This window comes from Myceligenerans xiligouense (assembly GCF_003814695.1).
GTDB classification, from domain to species: domain Bacteria; phylum Actinomycetota; class Actinomycetes; order Actinomycetales; family Cellulomonadaceae; genus Myceligenerans; species Myceligenerans xiligouense.
Window position 1 is genome coordinate 3,203,099 of sequence record NZ_RKQZ01000001.1, and the last position, 14,442, is coordinate 3,217,540.

Consider the following 14,442-nt stretch of genomic DNA (forward strand, 5'->3'; position numbering starts at 1 on the left):
GGGAACCCTCACCTGCCCAGGAACTTGCCGAGCTGTTGCTCGAGCGCCTCCATGTCCGGCGGGGCCTGGTCGTCACCGGCCTTGCCGAACGCCGCGCCGGCCGACGCGGACGACTGCGGACGTCCGCCGCCGAGCGCGCGCTGCATCGCCTCGCGCTCCTGCTGCGCCCGCTTCGCGGGGTTCCCGGACTTGCCCTTCTTCTTCTTCGGGGGCTGCGACTTGCCGCGCGACTTCTTGCCCATGCCCATACCCGGCCCGCCCGGCATCGCGGGCATCCCGCCCGGCCCCATGCCTGGCATGCCGCCGCCCCGCCCCATCTGCTTCATCATCTTCTGGGCCTGCGAGAACCGGTCGAGCAGCTGGTTGACGGCGTTCGCCGAGGTACCGGAACCACGGGCGATCCGCGCCCGGCGGGAGCCGTTGATGATCTTCGGGTTGTCGCGCTCGGCCGGCGTCATCGACCGGACGATCGCCTCGATGCGATCCACCTCACGCTCGTCGAACTGGTCGAGCTGCTCACGCATCTGGCCCATGCCCGGCAGCATGCCGAGCATCTTCTTCATCGACCCCATGTTCTTCAGCTGCTGCATCTGCACCAGGAAGTCCGCGAGCGTGAAGTCCTCGCCGGAGGCCACCTTCTGGGCCATCTTCTCGGCCTGCTCGGTGTCGAACGCCTTCTCGGCCTGCTCGATGAGGGTGAGGACGTCACCCATGTCGAGGATGCGGGACGCCATCCGGTCCGGGTGGAAGACCTCGAAGTCCGTCAGCTTCTCGCCCGTCGAGGCGAACATGATCGGCCGGCCGGTCACCTGTGCGACGGACAGCGCCGCACCACCGCGCGCGTCGCCGTCCAGCTTGGACAGCACGACGCCAGTGAAGTCGACGCCGTCCGCGAAGGACTTCGCCGTGTTCACCGCGTCCTGACCGATCATCGCGTCGATGACGAACAGGACCTCGTCCGGCGTGATCGCCTCGCGGATGTCCGCGGCCTGCCGCATCAGGACCTCGTCGATGCCGAGGCGGCCGGCGGTGTCGACGATCACGACGTCGTGCAGCTTGGCGCGTGCCTCCGCGACGCCGTCGCGCGCGACGCCGACCGGGTCCCCGATCAGCGGCGCGTCGGCAGCCGGGTCATCGGCAGCCGACGTGTTGCCCGGGTGCGGCGCGAACACCGGCACGCCCGCGCGCTCGGCGACCACGGAGAGCTGGTTGACGGCGTTCGGGCGCTGCAGGTCGGCGGCGACCAGCAACGGCGTGTGTCCCTGCTCCTTGAGCGCGAGGGCGAGCTTGCCCGCGAGCGTCGTCTTACCGGCACCCTGCAGACCGGCGAGCATGATGACCGTGGGGGGCGTCTTGGCCAGGTGCAGCGGCCGGGTCTGCCCGCCCAGGATCGCGACCAGCTCGTCGTTGACGATCTTGACGACCTGCTGTGCCGGGTTGAGCGCCCCCGAGACCTCCGCCGACAGGGACCGCTCCCGCACCGCGCGCGTGAACTCGCGCACCACGGGCACGGCGACGTCCGCGTCGAGCAGCGCGCGCCGGATCTCGCGCACGGTGGCGTCGATGTCCGCCTCGGAGAGGCGCCCGCGCGAACGCAGGTTCTTGAACGTCTGGGTCAACCGGTCGGACAGGGAGTTGAACACGGGGTCCAGGGTACCCGCGCCACGCCGCCTCGCCCGCAGCTCACGCTCGCAGGGCCGCGCGCGCCCTCCGGGTCAGGTCGTCGACGAGCGAGGCGCGCCAGGAGGTCCAGCCCTTCGGCCCCAGCGACGTGGAGTCCGCCTCCGTGAGCAGCCGCAGCACGTCCAGCAGGTCGGGGCGACGGTCGACGGCCTCCAGCAGGGTGGCCAGCGTGGCCGGGTCGTCGTGGTCGCCGCTCACGGCCAGTTCCGAGAGCACCAGATGGTGCCGGACCAGCCGGGTGACGTCGTCGGACACCGTCCGTTCGAAGCCCATGCGGCGCAGGATCGCGGGCACGCGACGCGCCCCCTCCACGGAGTGGTCGGCGGCCCCGCGCACCTTGCCGATGTCGTGCAGGAGCGCGGACAGGAGAAGGACGTCACCCCCGTTGCCGGGTGCGGTCCCGTTGCCGGGTGCCGTCCTGCCGCCGCTCTCGTCGTCGCCGAACGTCGCCCCGCGCTTGAGCCGGGCGGCCAGGCGCGCCGTCTCGACGAGGTGGCGGTCCACGGTGTGCCGGTGGATCGCGGCACGCTGCGGGCGGTTGCGCACGTCGGCCCACTCGGGGATCCACGCGTTCACGACGCCGGCCAGGTCGAGGGCCTCCCAGACGGGCACCTGGGCACTGCCGGAGGCCAGCAGGGCCAGCAGGTGGGCGCGCGCGGCGGGCGGCCACGGCTCGGGAAGCGGCGGGCAGGCGCGCAGGGAGGAGATCGTCACCGGCGAGAGGTGCAGGCCGGTGCGGGCCGCCGTCGCGGCCGCCCGCAGGGAGAGCAGCGGGTCCGACGCCGGATGCGCGCCGACACCCAGCACGAGCTCTCCGTCGTGCTCCACCAGTCCCTCGCCGACCGGGCGCAGGCGCGGCGGCTTCCGGCGTCCGCGGATGATCAAGGGTTTCCCGATGGGCCTGCGGTCCAGTGCCTTGCGGGCGCGGCGCACGGTGGAGTCCAGGGCGTAGGAGATCTCGCGGCCGGCCGCGGCGAGGCTCGCGAGGAGGTCGTCGCCGTCGTCGTACCCGCAGCGGTCGGCGACCTCCTCGAGGTCCGCGAGCAGCAGACGGGTGGTCCGGCGGCGCGCCGTGACCTGGAGCGCGTCGCGCACGTCGAGCAGGTGTGTCCAGGCGTCGTCGACCGTGCCGTGCGGACGGTCCGTGAGCCACGTCGCCGCGAGTGCCGACAGCACGACGGCGTCCCGGATACCGCCGCGGGCCTCCTTGAGGTCCGGCTCGATGAGGTACGCGAGCTCGCCGGAACGCTCCGCCCGCTCACGCACCGTCCCGAGGAGCTCGGGGAGCCGCCGGCGCGCCGCGTCCCGCCAGTCGGTCAGGACGGCCGTCGCCGCGCGGTCGACGAGGGTGGCGTCGCCGGAAATCGCATGCACGTCCAGCCACGAGACCGCCGCGGGCAGGTCCTGGGACGCCACCTTGCGGCATTGCGCCAGGGAGCGGACCGAGTGGTCGAGGTCGACGCCGGAGTCCCACAAGGGGTACCAGAGGCGTTCGGCCACCTGGCCGAGCTGTTCGGCGGAATGCGTGCGCCCGTCGTGCACGAGCACGAGGTCCAGGTCACTCATCGGCCCCATGTCGCCGCGGCCGAGGCTGCCGACCGCGGCCAGGGCGATGCCCGTCCCCGGGACCTCCTCGGTCGCGTGGTCCCAGAGCGTGGTGAGCCGCTCCGTCACGTGCCGCGCGAGCACCGCCCGGCGCGCCTGGCCGGATGCCCCCGGACCCGTCGCGTCCGAGGCGATCGTGAGCAGTTCGTCGCGGAGGCCCCGCATCCCGTGTGCGGGGTGCGGGGCCTCCGGCTGGTTCGTGTTCAGCGCGAGTCGGCGGTCAGAGCGCGGCGTCGCCGTGCTCGCCGGTACGGACGCGCGCCACGTCCTCGACGGGCACGACCCACACCTTGCCGTCACCGATCTTGCCGGTCTGGGCGGCACCGACGACGGCGTCCGCCACCGCGGTGACGTCCTCGTCGGACACCAGGACCTCGATGCGCACCTTCGGCACCAGGTCGACGGTGTACTCGGCACCGCGGTAGACCTCGGTGTGCCCCTTCTGGCGGCCGTAGCCGCTTGCCTCGGAGACGGTCATCCCGCGGACGCCCGCCGCCTCGAGTGCCGACTTCACGTCGTCGAGCCGGTGGGGCTGGATGACTGCAGTAACGAGCTTCATGCACGTACCTCCCTGGTCCTCAGATTCGCTCACCCGGATCAACCGGGTCAGCGAACCTCGCTGATGGTCGAGCCGACACCTTCGTACGCGGTCTCACCGTGGACCGCGAAGTCGATCCCGTCGATCTCCTCCTGCTCGGTGATGCGCCAACCCATGACGGCCTTGAGCAGGTAGCCGATGATCACCGTCACGATGACCGAGAAGACGATGGCGACGAGTGCGATGACCGCCTGGACGCCGAGCTGCGCCACGCCGCCACCGTAGAAGAGGCCGGTCGACTCGGCGAAGAAGCCGAGGGACACCGTGCCCCAGAGACCGGCGACGAGGTGGATGCCCACCACGTCGAGCGAGTCGTCGAACCCGAGCTTGAACTTCAGGCCGACGGCGAACGCGCTCAGCACGCCTGCGACGGCGCCGACGGCGATCGAGCCCACCGGGCTGACGTCACCGGCGGCCGGCGTGATCGCGACCAGACCGGCCACGATGCCGGAGGCGGCACCCAGCGAGGTCGGCGCGCCGTCGCGGATCTTCTCGACGAGCAGCCAGCCGAGGATGGCGGCGCAGGTCGCGGTCGTGGTGTTGACCCAGGCCAGGCCGGCCGCGTCACCGCTCGTGTACGCGGAACCGGCGTTGAAGCCGAACCAGCCGAACCACAGGAGCGCGGCGCCCAGCATGACGAACGGCAGGTTGTGCGGCCGCATCGGCTCCTTGCCGAAGCCCCTGCGCTTGCCGATGACGAGGGCGAGCACGAGCGCCGCGACACCCGCGTTGATGTGCACGACGGTTCCGCCGGCGAAGTCGATCGGGGCGGCGTCACCGAAGACGAACGGACCCTCGTCCGAGAGCAGGCCGCCACCCCACACCATGTGGGACATCGGGAAGTACGCGAGCGTGGCCCACAGGGCCGAGAACACGATCCACGTGCTGAACTTGACGCGGTCCGCGATGGCGCCGGAGATCAGGGCCACGGTGATGATCGCGAAGGTCGCCTGGAAGCCGACGTCGACCATCGTGGGAAAGTACGTCCCCGCCTCCTCGTCGACCCACGAGACCGGGTCGAAGTTTCCGCCGAGCCCGAACTGGTCGAACGGGTTGCCGAAGATGCCGCCGATGCTGGGCCCGTACGACATCGACCAGCCCCACAACACGTAGATGACTCCGACCACGGCGATCGCCGAGAACGACATCATCATCATGTTGAGCACGGACTTGCCACGCACCATGCCGCCGTAGAACAACGCCAGGCCGGGCGTCATGAGGAGCACCAGGGATGCTGACACCAGCATCCACGCTGAGACTCCGGAATCCAGAACGGGTTCCATAAGCTTGTTCCTCCCTATGCCAGCCCGGAGTGGCTGGTCGCGGATCACGCTCCCCAAGTGTCGTTACGTGCGACCGGCGCTGGTGTTACGGACGTGTGACGCAGGCCGAAAGAGTGTAAATACTTGATTTCGTGTCCGTGGTGGGCGAAATGTCTCCCCGCATCGTGATCCGATCGTAATTCCACCGCGATCGCTATGTGACTTCACGCGCGAATCAGAACCTTCTCACGATTTGGACACATTCGCGTCCCTGGGCAACCATGACCGCCTCTTGACAGTCAGCCGAGAATGCCGTCCACGAAGTCCGCCGCGTCGAACGGGGCCAGGTCGTCCGGGCCCTCGCCCAGCCCGACGAGCTTGACCGGGACGCCGAGCTCGCGCTGCACCTGCACCACGATGCCGCCCTTCGCCGTCCCGTCCAGCTTGGTCAGCACGATGCCGGTCACACCGGCGACCTCGGCGAACACGCGCGCCTGGGTGAGGCCGTTCTGCCCGGTGGTCGCGTCCAGCACGAGCAGCACCTCGCTGGGCGCGGCGACCTTCGAGGTCACCCGCACGATCTTGCCGAGCTCGTCCATGAGGCCGGCCTTGTTCTGCAGGCGCCCCGCCGTGTCGACGAGCACGACGTCGACCTTGTCGTCACGGCCGCGCGCGACGGCGTCGAACGCCACCGACGCCGGGTCCGCGCCCTCCTTGTCCGACCGCACGGTCTCGACGCCGACCCGCGCACCCCAGGTGGTCAGCTGGTCCGCCGCCGCCGCGCGGAAGGTGTCCGCGGCACCCAGCACCACGGACCTGTCCTCCGCCACGAGCACGCGCGCGAGCTTCCCGACGGTGGTGGTCTTGCCGGTCCCGTTCACCCCGACGACGAGCACGACGGCGGGCAGCCGCGCACCGTCCTCGCCCGCGGCCGGTTCGACGTGCAGGGAACGGTCCATGTCCGCGCCCACGAGCGCGACGAGCTCCTCGCGCAGCAGCTCACGCACGGCGGAGGGGTCACGGACACCGAGCACCCGCACGCGGGTACGCAGGCTGTCCAGCAGCTCGGTGGTGGGGCCGGCGCCGATGTCGGCGAGCAGCAGCTCCTCCTCGAGCTCGTCCCAGTCGTCCTCCGTGAGCGAGTCGCGCGACAGCACCTCGAGCAGCCGGGCGCCGAGCGGCGACCCGGACCGGGCGAGACGGTCGCGCAGCCGCACGAGGCGCCCCGCCACGGGGGCCGGCTTCTCGACGACGGGGCTCTCGGCGGCCGGCTCGGCCGCCGCCGGTTCGGCCTCCGCTTCCGCGGCACCCGGCTCATGGATCACCACCGTGCCCGACGACGGCCCGCCGGCCTCCTCGGTCTCGGAGGTGACGTCAGCGACGTCGCGCTCCGGTTTCTCGAGGGTGTCGGTGCCGCCGCGCGCCTCACCCGAGCGCTTGGCCCGGGCGCGCAGCCAGCCGATCAGGCCGCCGCCGGAGGCAGCGACGACGAGCCCGGCAATGATCTCGATCCAGGGAACTTCGTTCACACCGAGGATTCTCCCAGACGCCGCCCCCGGTCGTCGGAGGCCGGGCCGCTCAGGAGGACTTGTCTCCCTCGCGCCCGTCCGTCCCCGGGCGCAGCGGCCGGGGCACGAAGGTCTGGAGGGCCCGTGGATCGCTCAGGACGGGCTTGACGGTCTGGATCGGCACGTTCACGGCCTTGGTCGCCTGATCACGCGCCTTGCCGAGCAGCCCCTGCAACTCTTCCGCATCCATGTAGCCCGGCTTGTCCTCGACCGTCGCCTGGAAGAACTCCGACATCTCCATGTCGACGGGCGCGGCCTCGTCCGGCCTCCGCCCCTGACCGGGCTTGCCGACCCACACCGACGGAGCGCCCACCGCGTGCGTGGCCACCGCCGACGCGCCCTTCACCCGACCGCTCTGCTTGGGCCAGCCACCGCCGGACACACGATGCCATCCGGCACGGAAGCGGCCGGGAAAGGAATCGGCCCGCTGGTTGCCGTCCGCGGCATCCATGACGTTGGCCACCAGGAACACCCCGGCAGCCAACAGGAGACACACGACGAGCAGGAGGACCGACCACCACATGACGCTATTGTCTCCCGAAACTTTGTCAGATGCCCCCACGGACGCGCCGAACGACCGTTAGGAATACCACAAGAACGCACTCACCCTGCCGGGCTTTTCCCGGCGGATCCGGAGCTTACCGCTCAGGCGTCGACCGCCTCGCGCTCGCCCATCCTCTGGCTGATGACCGTCGTCACCCCGTCGCCCCGCATCGTCACGCCGTACAGGGCGTCCGCGACCTCCATGGTGCGCTTCTGGTGCGTGATCACGATGAGCTGGCTGTCCCGCTGCAGCTCCCTGAAGATCTCGATGAGCCGGCCGAGGTTGACGTCGTCGAGCGCCGCCTCGACCTCGTCCATGATGTAGAACGGGCTGGGACGCGCCTTGAAGATCGAGACCAGGAACGCCACCGCCGCCAGCGACCGCTCGCCGCCGGACAGCAGCGACAACCGCTTGACCTTCTTGCCCGCCGGCCGAGCCTCCACCTCGATACCGGTGGTGAGCAGGTCCGACGGGTCGGTCAGCCGGAGCTTGCCCTCTCCTCCCGGAAAGAGCCGCGGGAAGATCTCCAGGAACTTGTCCGCCGTGTCCTGGAACGCCTCGGCGAACACCTGCTGCACCCGATCGTCGATGTCGGAGACGATCTGCAGCAGGTCCTCGCGCGACTTCTTCAGGTCGGCGAGCTGCGTCTCGAGGAACTGGTGCCGTTCCTCCAGCGCCGCGAACTCCTCCAGCGCCAGCGGATTGACGGCGCCGAGCCGTGCCAGTGCCCGCTCGGCCTTCCGCAGCCGGGTCTCCTGCTCCTCGCGCACGTACGGGACCATCCGGTCGGGCTTCGGCACCCGCCCGGCCCGTGTCGTGGCCCCGGTCCCGGGCGTCTCCGCGCCGTCGGCGTCCGGCGTCGTGCCCTCCGCCTCCGGCTCGACGCCGGCGACGTCCTGGACCACCTTCGCCGCCTCCGGGTCCGCCGGGTCCAGGCCGAACTCGCGCAGCGCCGCCGCACGCAGCTCGATGGCCTCGGCCCGCGCCGCCGCGCCACGCGGCAGGACCGGGTCCCCCTCGTGGCGGATCGGGTTGCCCTCCTCGTCCCGCTCCACGACCGCGCGCCGCTCACGGCGGCGGGCCGGGGCGTCGCCGTCGTAGACGGGAATGGGCTGGTGCGGACCGAACTCCTCGACGAGGACCTCCGGATCGATGCTGAGCTCGTCGACCGCACGGGCCTGGAGCTGCTCCAGGCGGAGGCGCTGCTGGGCCCGGGCGACCTCGTCCTTGTGAGCGACGTCCGTGAGCTCGCGCAACTCCGCCGTCAACGACTCGACGGTGCTCCGTACCGCGCCGAGTTGCGCGTTCCCCGCGGCCCGTGCCTCCTCGGCGGCGGCCTTGTCCTCCTCCGCACGCGCCAGGGACCGGCCGATACGCTCGAGCGCCACAGCCGTGGCCTGACGCACCACCACGGCGCGGGCGGCGTCGCGCTGCCGGGCCTCCGCCCGCCGCGCGGCAGCGGCCCGGGCCTCACGCTCCTGCTGGGCGGCGTGCGCCAGCGCCTGCGCCCTGCCGGACACCGCGCGTGCGCGCTCCTCGGCCGTGCGCAGCGCCAGCCGCACCTCGGTCTCCCGCGCGCGGGCCTCGGTCGCGGCCGCCGCGGTCTCGTCGCGCCGGGCCTGCGCCTCGTCCAGCGACTCGGCGGCCTGCTCCGGCTCCTCCTCCGCGGTCTCCAGGCGCTCGACGAGGGCCGCGAGGTCCATCTCGTCCTCCTCGCGGCGGGCCATGGCCTGCTCCAGCGCGGCGCGGTGGCGGTCCGCCTCCTCGCGGGCGGAACGCGCGGAGGCCCGCAACGAGCCGAGCTGCTCCGCGGCCGCGGCCATCGCCGCGTCGGACTCGTTGAGCCGTGCCAGCGTCTCGTCATGCCGGGTCTTCGCCGCCTCGAGCTCCGCCCGGGCCGCGGCCAGATGCGTCTCCGCGCTCTCCTGACGGACGGCCGCGTCGTCGCGCGCGGCCTTGGCCTCGTCGAGCGCCGCCTGCAGGTGGAGCACGCTCGGCGCGGCGGCCGAACCGCCCCACGCCCGCGCGCCTCCGAGCAGATCGCCGGCGCGGGTCGCGGCCACGAGCTCGGGGTGGTCCCGCACGAAGGCACGGGCGCGCGCGAGGTCGTCCACGACGACGACGTCACGCAGGATCGTGCGCAGGCCGGCCTCGGCGGGTCCCGCGACGTGCACGACGTCGGCCGCCCAGCGGACCGCGTCGGGAAGCGTCACGTCCGGCCGCGGCAACGGCTCGGACGACGAGGCGCCCACCACCAGGCTCGCGCGGCCCGCGTCCTCGTCACGCAGCAGACGCAGAGCGTCCACGGCCGCGTCCAGGCCGGACACCGCCACCGCGTCCGCCAGCGGGCCGAGCGCGGCGGCCACCGCGTCCTCCCACCCCGGCTCGACGCCCAGCAGCGCCGCGACCGAGCCGAGGACGCCGGGCTGGTTCGCCGCCAGCAGCGTGCCCGCCCCGTCCTTGCGGTCCAGGCTGAGTTCCAGCGCCTCGACCTTCGCGGCGGCGGCGCCCCGCTCCTTCTCGGCGGTCGCCTTCTCGGCGGTCAGTCGCTCGACGGAGGTTCTGGCCATTTCCAGGTTCGCCACGGCGGCCTCGTGCGCGACATCCAGGCCCTCCTCGCCCTCCTCGACACCCGAGACCTCGGTCTCGAGGGCGGCGAACTCCCGGCTCGTCTCCTCCGCGCGGTGCTCGGCCTCGAAGACGGCCTCCCGCAGGCGGACCAGCTCGGACTCCGCGGCCTCGACCCGGCTGCGCCGCGCGGCGACCTGGCCGGCCAGGCGCGCCATGCCCTCACGCCGGTCGGCCGCCGCGCGCATGAGGGTGCCGTGCGCACGCTCGGCCTCCTGGGCCGCCGACTCCGCCTCCGTACGCTCCTCGATGGCCGCGTCCACGGACTCCCGCGCGATCTCGACCTCGGACGCCAGCTCCTCCTCGCTGACCCGGGCACGGGCGGCCTGCGCCTCGAGGTCGTCGGGATCCTGTCCGGTGTGGTGGGCGGGCTCCTCCGTGCCCAGCAGGCGCGCGCGCTCGTCCGCCAGGGACTGCAGGGCGCGCAGGCGTTCCCGGGTCTGGGACAGCGCGAAGAGCGTGTCACCGGCGCGGCTCACCTCGGTGGAGGTCGCCGACGCGGACTGCTCCAGGCGGGACAGCTCCGCACGCGCCTCGGCGAGGCCTGCCTCCGCCTGCGCCTGACGCTCCTTGAGCGCGTTCTCGTCGGCGAGGTCGGCCTCGATCTGGGCCTGGAGCTGGGCCAGGTCGTCCGCGAGGAGGCGGGCCCGCGCGTCGCGCAGGTCCCGCTGCACCGTCTGCGCCTTCCGGGCCGCCTCGGCCTGGCGGCCCAGCGGGCCGAGCTGGCGGCGCAGCTCGGCGGTGAGGTCCGCGAGCCGGGCCAGGTTGCCCCGCATCTGGTCGAGCTTCCGCAGCGCCTTCTCCTTGCGCTTGCGGTGCTTGAGGACGCCCGCCGCCTCCTCGATGAAGCCCCGGCGTTCCTCGGGGGTGGCGCGCAGGACGGCGTCGAGCTGGCCCTGTCCCACCACGACGTGCATCTCACGGCCGATGCCGGAGTCGCTCAGCAGCTCCTGGATGTCCAGCAGACGGCAGGACGAGCCGTTGATCGCGTACTCCGACCCACCCGTGCGGAACAGCGTCCGGCTGATCGTGACCTCGGTGTAGTCGATCGGCAGCGCGCCGTCGGTGTTGTCGATGGTCAGGCTGACCTCGGCGCGGCCGAGCGGGGCGCGGCCGGACGTGCCGGCGAAGATGACATCGTCCATCTTGCCGCCGCGCAACGACTTCGCCCCCTGCTCACCCATCACCCAGGAGAGCGCGTCGACGACGTTCGACTTACCCGAACCGTTGGGCCCCACCACGCAGGTGATACCGGGTTCGAGGTTCAGCGTTGTCGCCGACGCGAAGGACTTGAAGCCCCGGAGCGTGAGCGTCTTGAGATGCACCGGTCAACCCTAACCGTGTTTGTCCGGGCCGCCGGGCTCCCACGCTCAGAGTTCGGGGAACCAGAGGGCGATCTCGCGGGACGCCGACTCGGGCGAGTCGCTGCCGTGCACGAGGTTCTGCACCACCTTGGTGCCCCAGTCGCGGCCGAGGTCACCACGGATGGTGCCGGGGGCCGCGTCGGTGGGGTTCGTGGCGCCGGCCAGGGACCGGAACCCGGGGATGACGCCCTCGCCCTCGGCGACCACGGCCAGCACCGGACCCGACAGCATGAACTCCACCAGCGGCTCGAAGAACGGCTTGCCCTCGTGCTCGGCGTAGTGCTTCTGCAGCAGGGCGGGCGCGGGGTCGAGCAGCCGTACGGCCCGCAGGGTGTATCCCTTGGCCTCGACGCGGCGCAGGATCTCGCCGGACAGGCCGCGGCGCACGCCGTCGGGCTTGACCAGCACGAGCGTACGCTCGGCCACGGGCGCCTCGGTGGTCTCGGCGGGCAGGTTCTCGGTTGCGACGTCGGTCATGGCCCCAGCGTAATGGGACCGTACGACAGCCATCACCGGCGCCGTGCTCCCGTGGGCCCGGGGGACGGACGACCGGTGCCGGCCGGGCGCGACGGTGTGCCGCCGTCAGGCGTTGGGCGCGGTCTCCGGGTGCGCGGCGTCGTACGCGGCGCGTTCCCGGTCGACCCGCGAACCGAGCCGCAGCGCCATCACCCACAGGGCCGCGAAGACCAGGTTGACGATGGTGGCGAGCGGCACGACGAGCCCCGTGGCGAGCACCAGCACCTGCGCCATCGTCCCGGCGACGAGCCCGGCCGGGCGCCTCGTGAGCCGTGAGAGCACCAGGAGCAGCAGCGCGAGGCCGCCGCCCACACCCCAGACCACGGCCGCGGAGTCGGACTGGACCGGCCCGCGCTCGTAGGCGAGGTCACGCAGCCCGAAGGCGACCAGGGTGACGAACAGCACCAGCACGGCCTCGCATGCCAGGACTGTGGAGGTGAACTGCACCAGCGCGGAGGGCCTGGCCTTGATGCGATCGCCGGGGGCGGGTCGGTCCTTGCTCACCCCGCCACGATATCTTCCGGCGGCTGCTCGCAGAGAATCGCCCGCAGCTCGTCGATCGCCGCCGGCATGTGGACCTGGACCCCGTACCCTCCGCCGGACCGCACCCATGCGAGCGTGGTCGCCTGGACGACGGCACCGGCGGCCGCGAGGACCGTTTCCGCGTCCGCCGCGAACGGCGCCGCCGGGCGACGTTCCTCGAGCAGCGCGAGCAGTTCCGTCCGGTGGCGTTCGATGGCGTCCTGATGGTGCTGCAGCAGGCGCGGCTCGCGGCGGATGAGTTCGACGGCCGCGCCCACCCGGGCCGGTTCGTCGCCGAGCTGGTCCAGCATGTCCCCGATCAGAGCCCGCAGGTCCGTCAGCAGGTGACCGCTGGGGCCGCCCGTGGCGAAGGTGCGCGCCGCGCCCGGGTCGATGCCGACGTCGGTCCGAATCCCGATGACCGCCTCGTCCTTGGACTCGAAGTAGTTGAAGAAGGTCCGTGGCGAGACCCCGGCCTCGGCGGCGATCTGCCCGGTCGTCACGGCGTCGTACCCGTGTTCCCGCACGAGACGCTGGGCGGCGTCGATGATGGCGCCGCGGCGGGCGCGCTTGTTGCGCTCGCGCAGACCAGGTCCGTTCTCGATCATCCGAATATTCTGCACCGGCCCGTGAGTCTCACACCTCGCCGAAGCCGGAGCCGATCATCTCCGCCAGGACCTCGGCCGTCCGGGCCGCGTCCTGGCCGCTCACCGTGATCGTCAGCTCGCGCCCCTGGGTCGCCCCGAGCGCCATGAGCTGCAGCACGCTCGATGCGTCGACGCCGTCGACCAGCACCGACGCACCGAGCTCGGCGACCTTCCGGGACACCAGGGCGGCCGGGCGGGCGTGCAGCCCGAGCGGGTTGCGCAGCGTGGCCGTGGTGGTGACGCGCCCGTTCCCGCCGGACGTCGTGTCGGAGTGCTCGGCGCCCGCACCGTCGTCACCCACGTCGTCCGGCACGACACCGGCGGCACGTGCGAACGTGCCGCCCGCGTCCCGCACCGCCGCCACGACGCCGTCCACGCCGGAGCCGCCGTGGGCTGCGACGGCCGCGGCGACGGCTCCCTCGACGAACGGGCCCGGCGCCAGGACCGCGGACGACGCCAGCTCCTCGTCGAGCTCCAGTGCCGAGTCGACGGTCAGCGCCGACGAGCCCAGATCAGCCAGGACGACGACGTCGGACGCCGCGGCCGCGGCCGTCCGCAGGGCCGCGGTCACGTCGTCGAGCGCGCTGCCCAGACTGCCGTCGGGCAGCCCTCCGGCGGGGACGAGGGTGACGTCGGGGGCCATCTGGCCGGCGAGCTCGACCAGGCCGCGAGCGATCGCCGCCGAGTGCGACACCAGGACGATCGAGACCGTCATGCCGCCTCCCGTCGCGGCGCGCGGACGCCGCGCACCGGCGTGGCCGGCACGCCCCGGGCTCCGCCCCCGCCGCTCATGCCGTCTCCTCGGGGAGCGCCTCGACGGCGGCCGCCAGGAGGAGCGCGGTCGAGCGAGCGCCCGGGTCCTCATGCCCTGCGCTGCGTTCCCCGAGATAGGAGGCACGCCCCTTGGTGGCCACGAGCGGAATGGTCGCCGTCGACCCCGCGTCCGCGGCCGCGGCGGCGGCCCGCAGGGCATCCGCCTCGTCACCCTCACCGGCGGCGCGCTCCGCGGCCTCGACGGCGGGCGTCCAGGCGTCGACCATGGTCTTCTCCCCCGGCTCGGCCTTGCCACGGGCGGTGATCCCGTCCAGCGCCGACTCGAGCATCGCGACGATCGTGCGGGTGTCGATCGCCTCGTGGCCGGTCACCTTCGCGGCACGGAGGAACGCCGTCCCGTAGAGCGGGCCGGACGCCCCGCCGACCGTGGACATGAGCGTGGTCGCGGTGAGCTTGAGGACGTCGCCGACGAGGCGGGGCGGTTCCCCGGGGCCGTCGGCCTCGGAACGCCGGGCGTCCAGCTTGGCGACCACCGCCCGGAAGCCGCGGACGAGGTTCTCGCCGTGGTCGCCGTCGCCGATCTCCCGGTCCAGCTCGGTCAGCTCGTCACGCTTGTCGGCGACCGCGTCGGCGGTCCGCCGGATCCAGCGCTCCGCCCAGTCAGCATCCAACGTCACCGCAGCATCACCTCATGCCTCCAGTCGTGTCGCGGAGTCGGCAAATCGGACTTT

Annotated in this window: 12 protein-coding genes; all 12 read right to left on the reverse strand. The window is 72.6% G+C overall.

Annotated elements, in window-relative coordinates; translation table 11 throughout:
* Positions 1-8: 8 nt before the first annotated feature.
* Positions 9-1,643, reverse strand: a complete 1,635-nt coding sequence (gene ffh, locus EDD34_RS13965) for a signal recognition particle protein (protein WP_123815117.1) — start codon at positions 1,641-1,643, stop codon at positions 9-11.
* Positions 1,644-1,683: 40 nt separating this feature from the next.
* Positions 1,684-3,453, reverse strand: coding sequence for a [protein-PII] uridylyltransferase family protein (locus EDD34_RS13970; protein ID WP_123815118.1), 1,770 nt, complete (start codon positions 3,451-3,453; stop codon positions 1,684-1,686).
* A 55-nt stretch (positions 3,454-3,508) separates the two neighbouring features.
* Positions 3,509-3,847, reverse strand: coding sequence for a P-II family nitrogen regulator (locus EDD34_RS13975; RefSeq protein ID WP_123815119.1), 339 nt, complete (start codon positions 3,845-3,847; stop codon positions 3,509-3,511).
* Positions 3,848-3,894: 47 nt separating this feature from the next.
* Positions 3,895-5,133, reverse strand: a complete 1,239-nt coding sequence (locus tag EDD34_RS13980; RefSeq protein ID WP_246012428.1) for an ammonium transporter — start codon at positions 5,131-5,133, stop codon at positions 3,895-3,897.
* Positions 5,134-5,447: 314 nt separating this feature from the next.
* Positions 5,448-6,677, reverse strand: coding sequence for a signal recognition particle-docking protein FtsY (gene ftsY / locus EDD34_RS13985; RefSeq protein WP_123815121.1), 1,230 nt, complete (start codon positions 6,675-6,677; stop codon positions 5,448-5,450).
* Positions 6,678-6,726: 49 nt separating this feature from the next.
* The gene (locus tag EDD34_RS13990) at positions 6,727-7,239 is read right to left on the reverse strand and encodes a hypothetical protein (protein ID WP_123815122.1); all 513 of its coding nucleotides are present in this window, start codon (positions 7,237-7,239) and stop codon (positions 6,727-6,729) included.
* 122 nt (positions 7,240-7,361) lie between these two features.
* On the reverse strand, positions 7,362-11,213 hold the full coding sequence (gene smc, locus EDD34_RS13995; RefSeq protein WP_123815123.1) for a chromosome segregation protein SMC: 3,852 nt from the start codon (positions 11,211-11,213) through the stop codon (positions 7,362-7,364).
* Between the two features lie 45 nt (positions 11,214-11,258).
* Positions 11,259-11,729, reverse strand: a complete 471-nt coding sequence (gene ndk / locus EDD34_RS14000) for a nucleoside-diphosphate kinase (RefSeq protein WP_123815124.1) — start codon at positions 11,727-11,729, stop codon at positions 11,259-11,261.
* Between the two features lie 105 nt (positions 11,730-11,834).
* Complete coding sequence (locus EDD34_RS14005) at positions 11,835-12,272, reverse strand: DUF4233 domain-containing protein (RefSeq protein ID WP_123815125.1); 438 nt, start codon at positions 12,270-12,272, stop codon at positions 11,835-11,837.
* The gene (locus tag EDD34_RS14010) at positions 12,269-12,898 is read right to left on the reverse strand and encodes a TetR/AcrR family transcriptional regulator (RefSeq protein ID WP_123815126.1); all 630 of its coding nucleotides are present in this window, start codon (positions 12,896-12,898) and stop codon (positions 12,269-12,271) included. The genes EDD34_RS14005 and EDD34_RS14010 overlap by 4 nt, the downstream gene beginning before the upstream one ends.
* A 28-nt stretch (positions 12,899-12,926) precedes the next feature.
* Positions 12,927-13,652, reverse strand: coding sequence for a dihydroxyacetone kinase phosphoryl donor subunit DhaM (dhaM, locus tag EDD34_RS14015; protein ID WP_123815127.1), 726 nt, complete (start codon positions 13,650-13,652; stop codon positions 12,927-12,929).
* A gap of 73 nt (positions 13,653-13,725) precedes the next feature.
* A complete protein-coding gene (gene dhaL, locus EDD34_RS14020; RefSeq protein WP_123815128.1) occupies positions 13,726-14,388 on the reverse strand; it encodes a dihydroxyacetone kinase subunit DhaL in 663 nt (220 codons plus the stop codon).
* Between the last annotated feature and the right edge of the window lie 54 nt (positions 14,389-14,442).

Bases quoted from the DNA above. Each gene is read 5' to 3' on its own strand.
- EDD34_RS13970 (WP_123815118.1), bottom strand. From the start codon at position 3,453: ATGCGGGGCCTCCGCGACGAACTGCTCACGATCGCCTCGGACGCGACG.
- EDD34_RS13975 (WP_123815119.1), bottom strand. From the start codon at position 3,847: ATGAAGCTCGTTACTGCAGTCATCCAGCCCCACCGGCTCGACGACGTG.
- EDD34_RS13980 (WP_246012428.1), bottom strand. From the start codon at position 5,133: ATGCTGGTGTCAGCATCCCTGGTGCTCCTCATGACGCCCGGCCTGGCG.
- EDD34_RS13990 (WP_123815122.1), bottom strand. From the start codon at position 7,239: ATGTGGTGGTCGGTCCTCCTGCTCGTCGTGTGTCTCCTGTTGGCTGCC.
- ndk (WP_123815124.1), bottom strand. From the start codon at position 11,729: ATGACCGACGTCGCAACCGAGAACCTGCCCGCCGAGACCACCGAGGCG.
- EDD34_RS14010 (WP_123815126.1), bottom strand. From the start codon at position 12,898: ATGATCGAGAACGGACCTGGTCTGCGCGAGCGCAACAAGCGCGCCCGC.
- dhaM (WP_123815127.1), bottom strand. From the start codon at position 13,652: ATGACGGTCTCGATCGTCCTGGTGTCGCACTCGGCGGCGATCGCTCGC.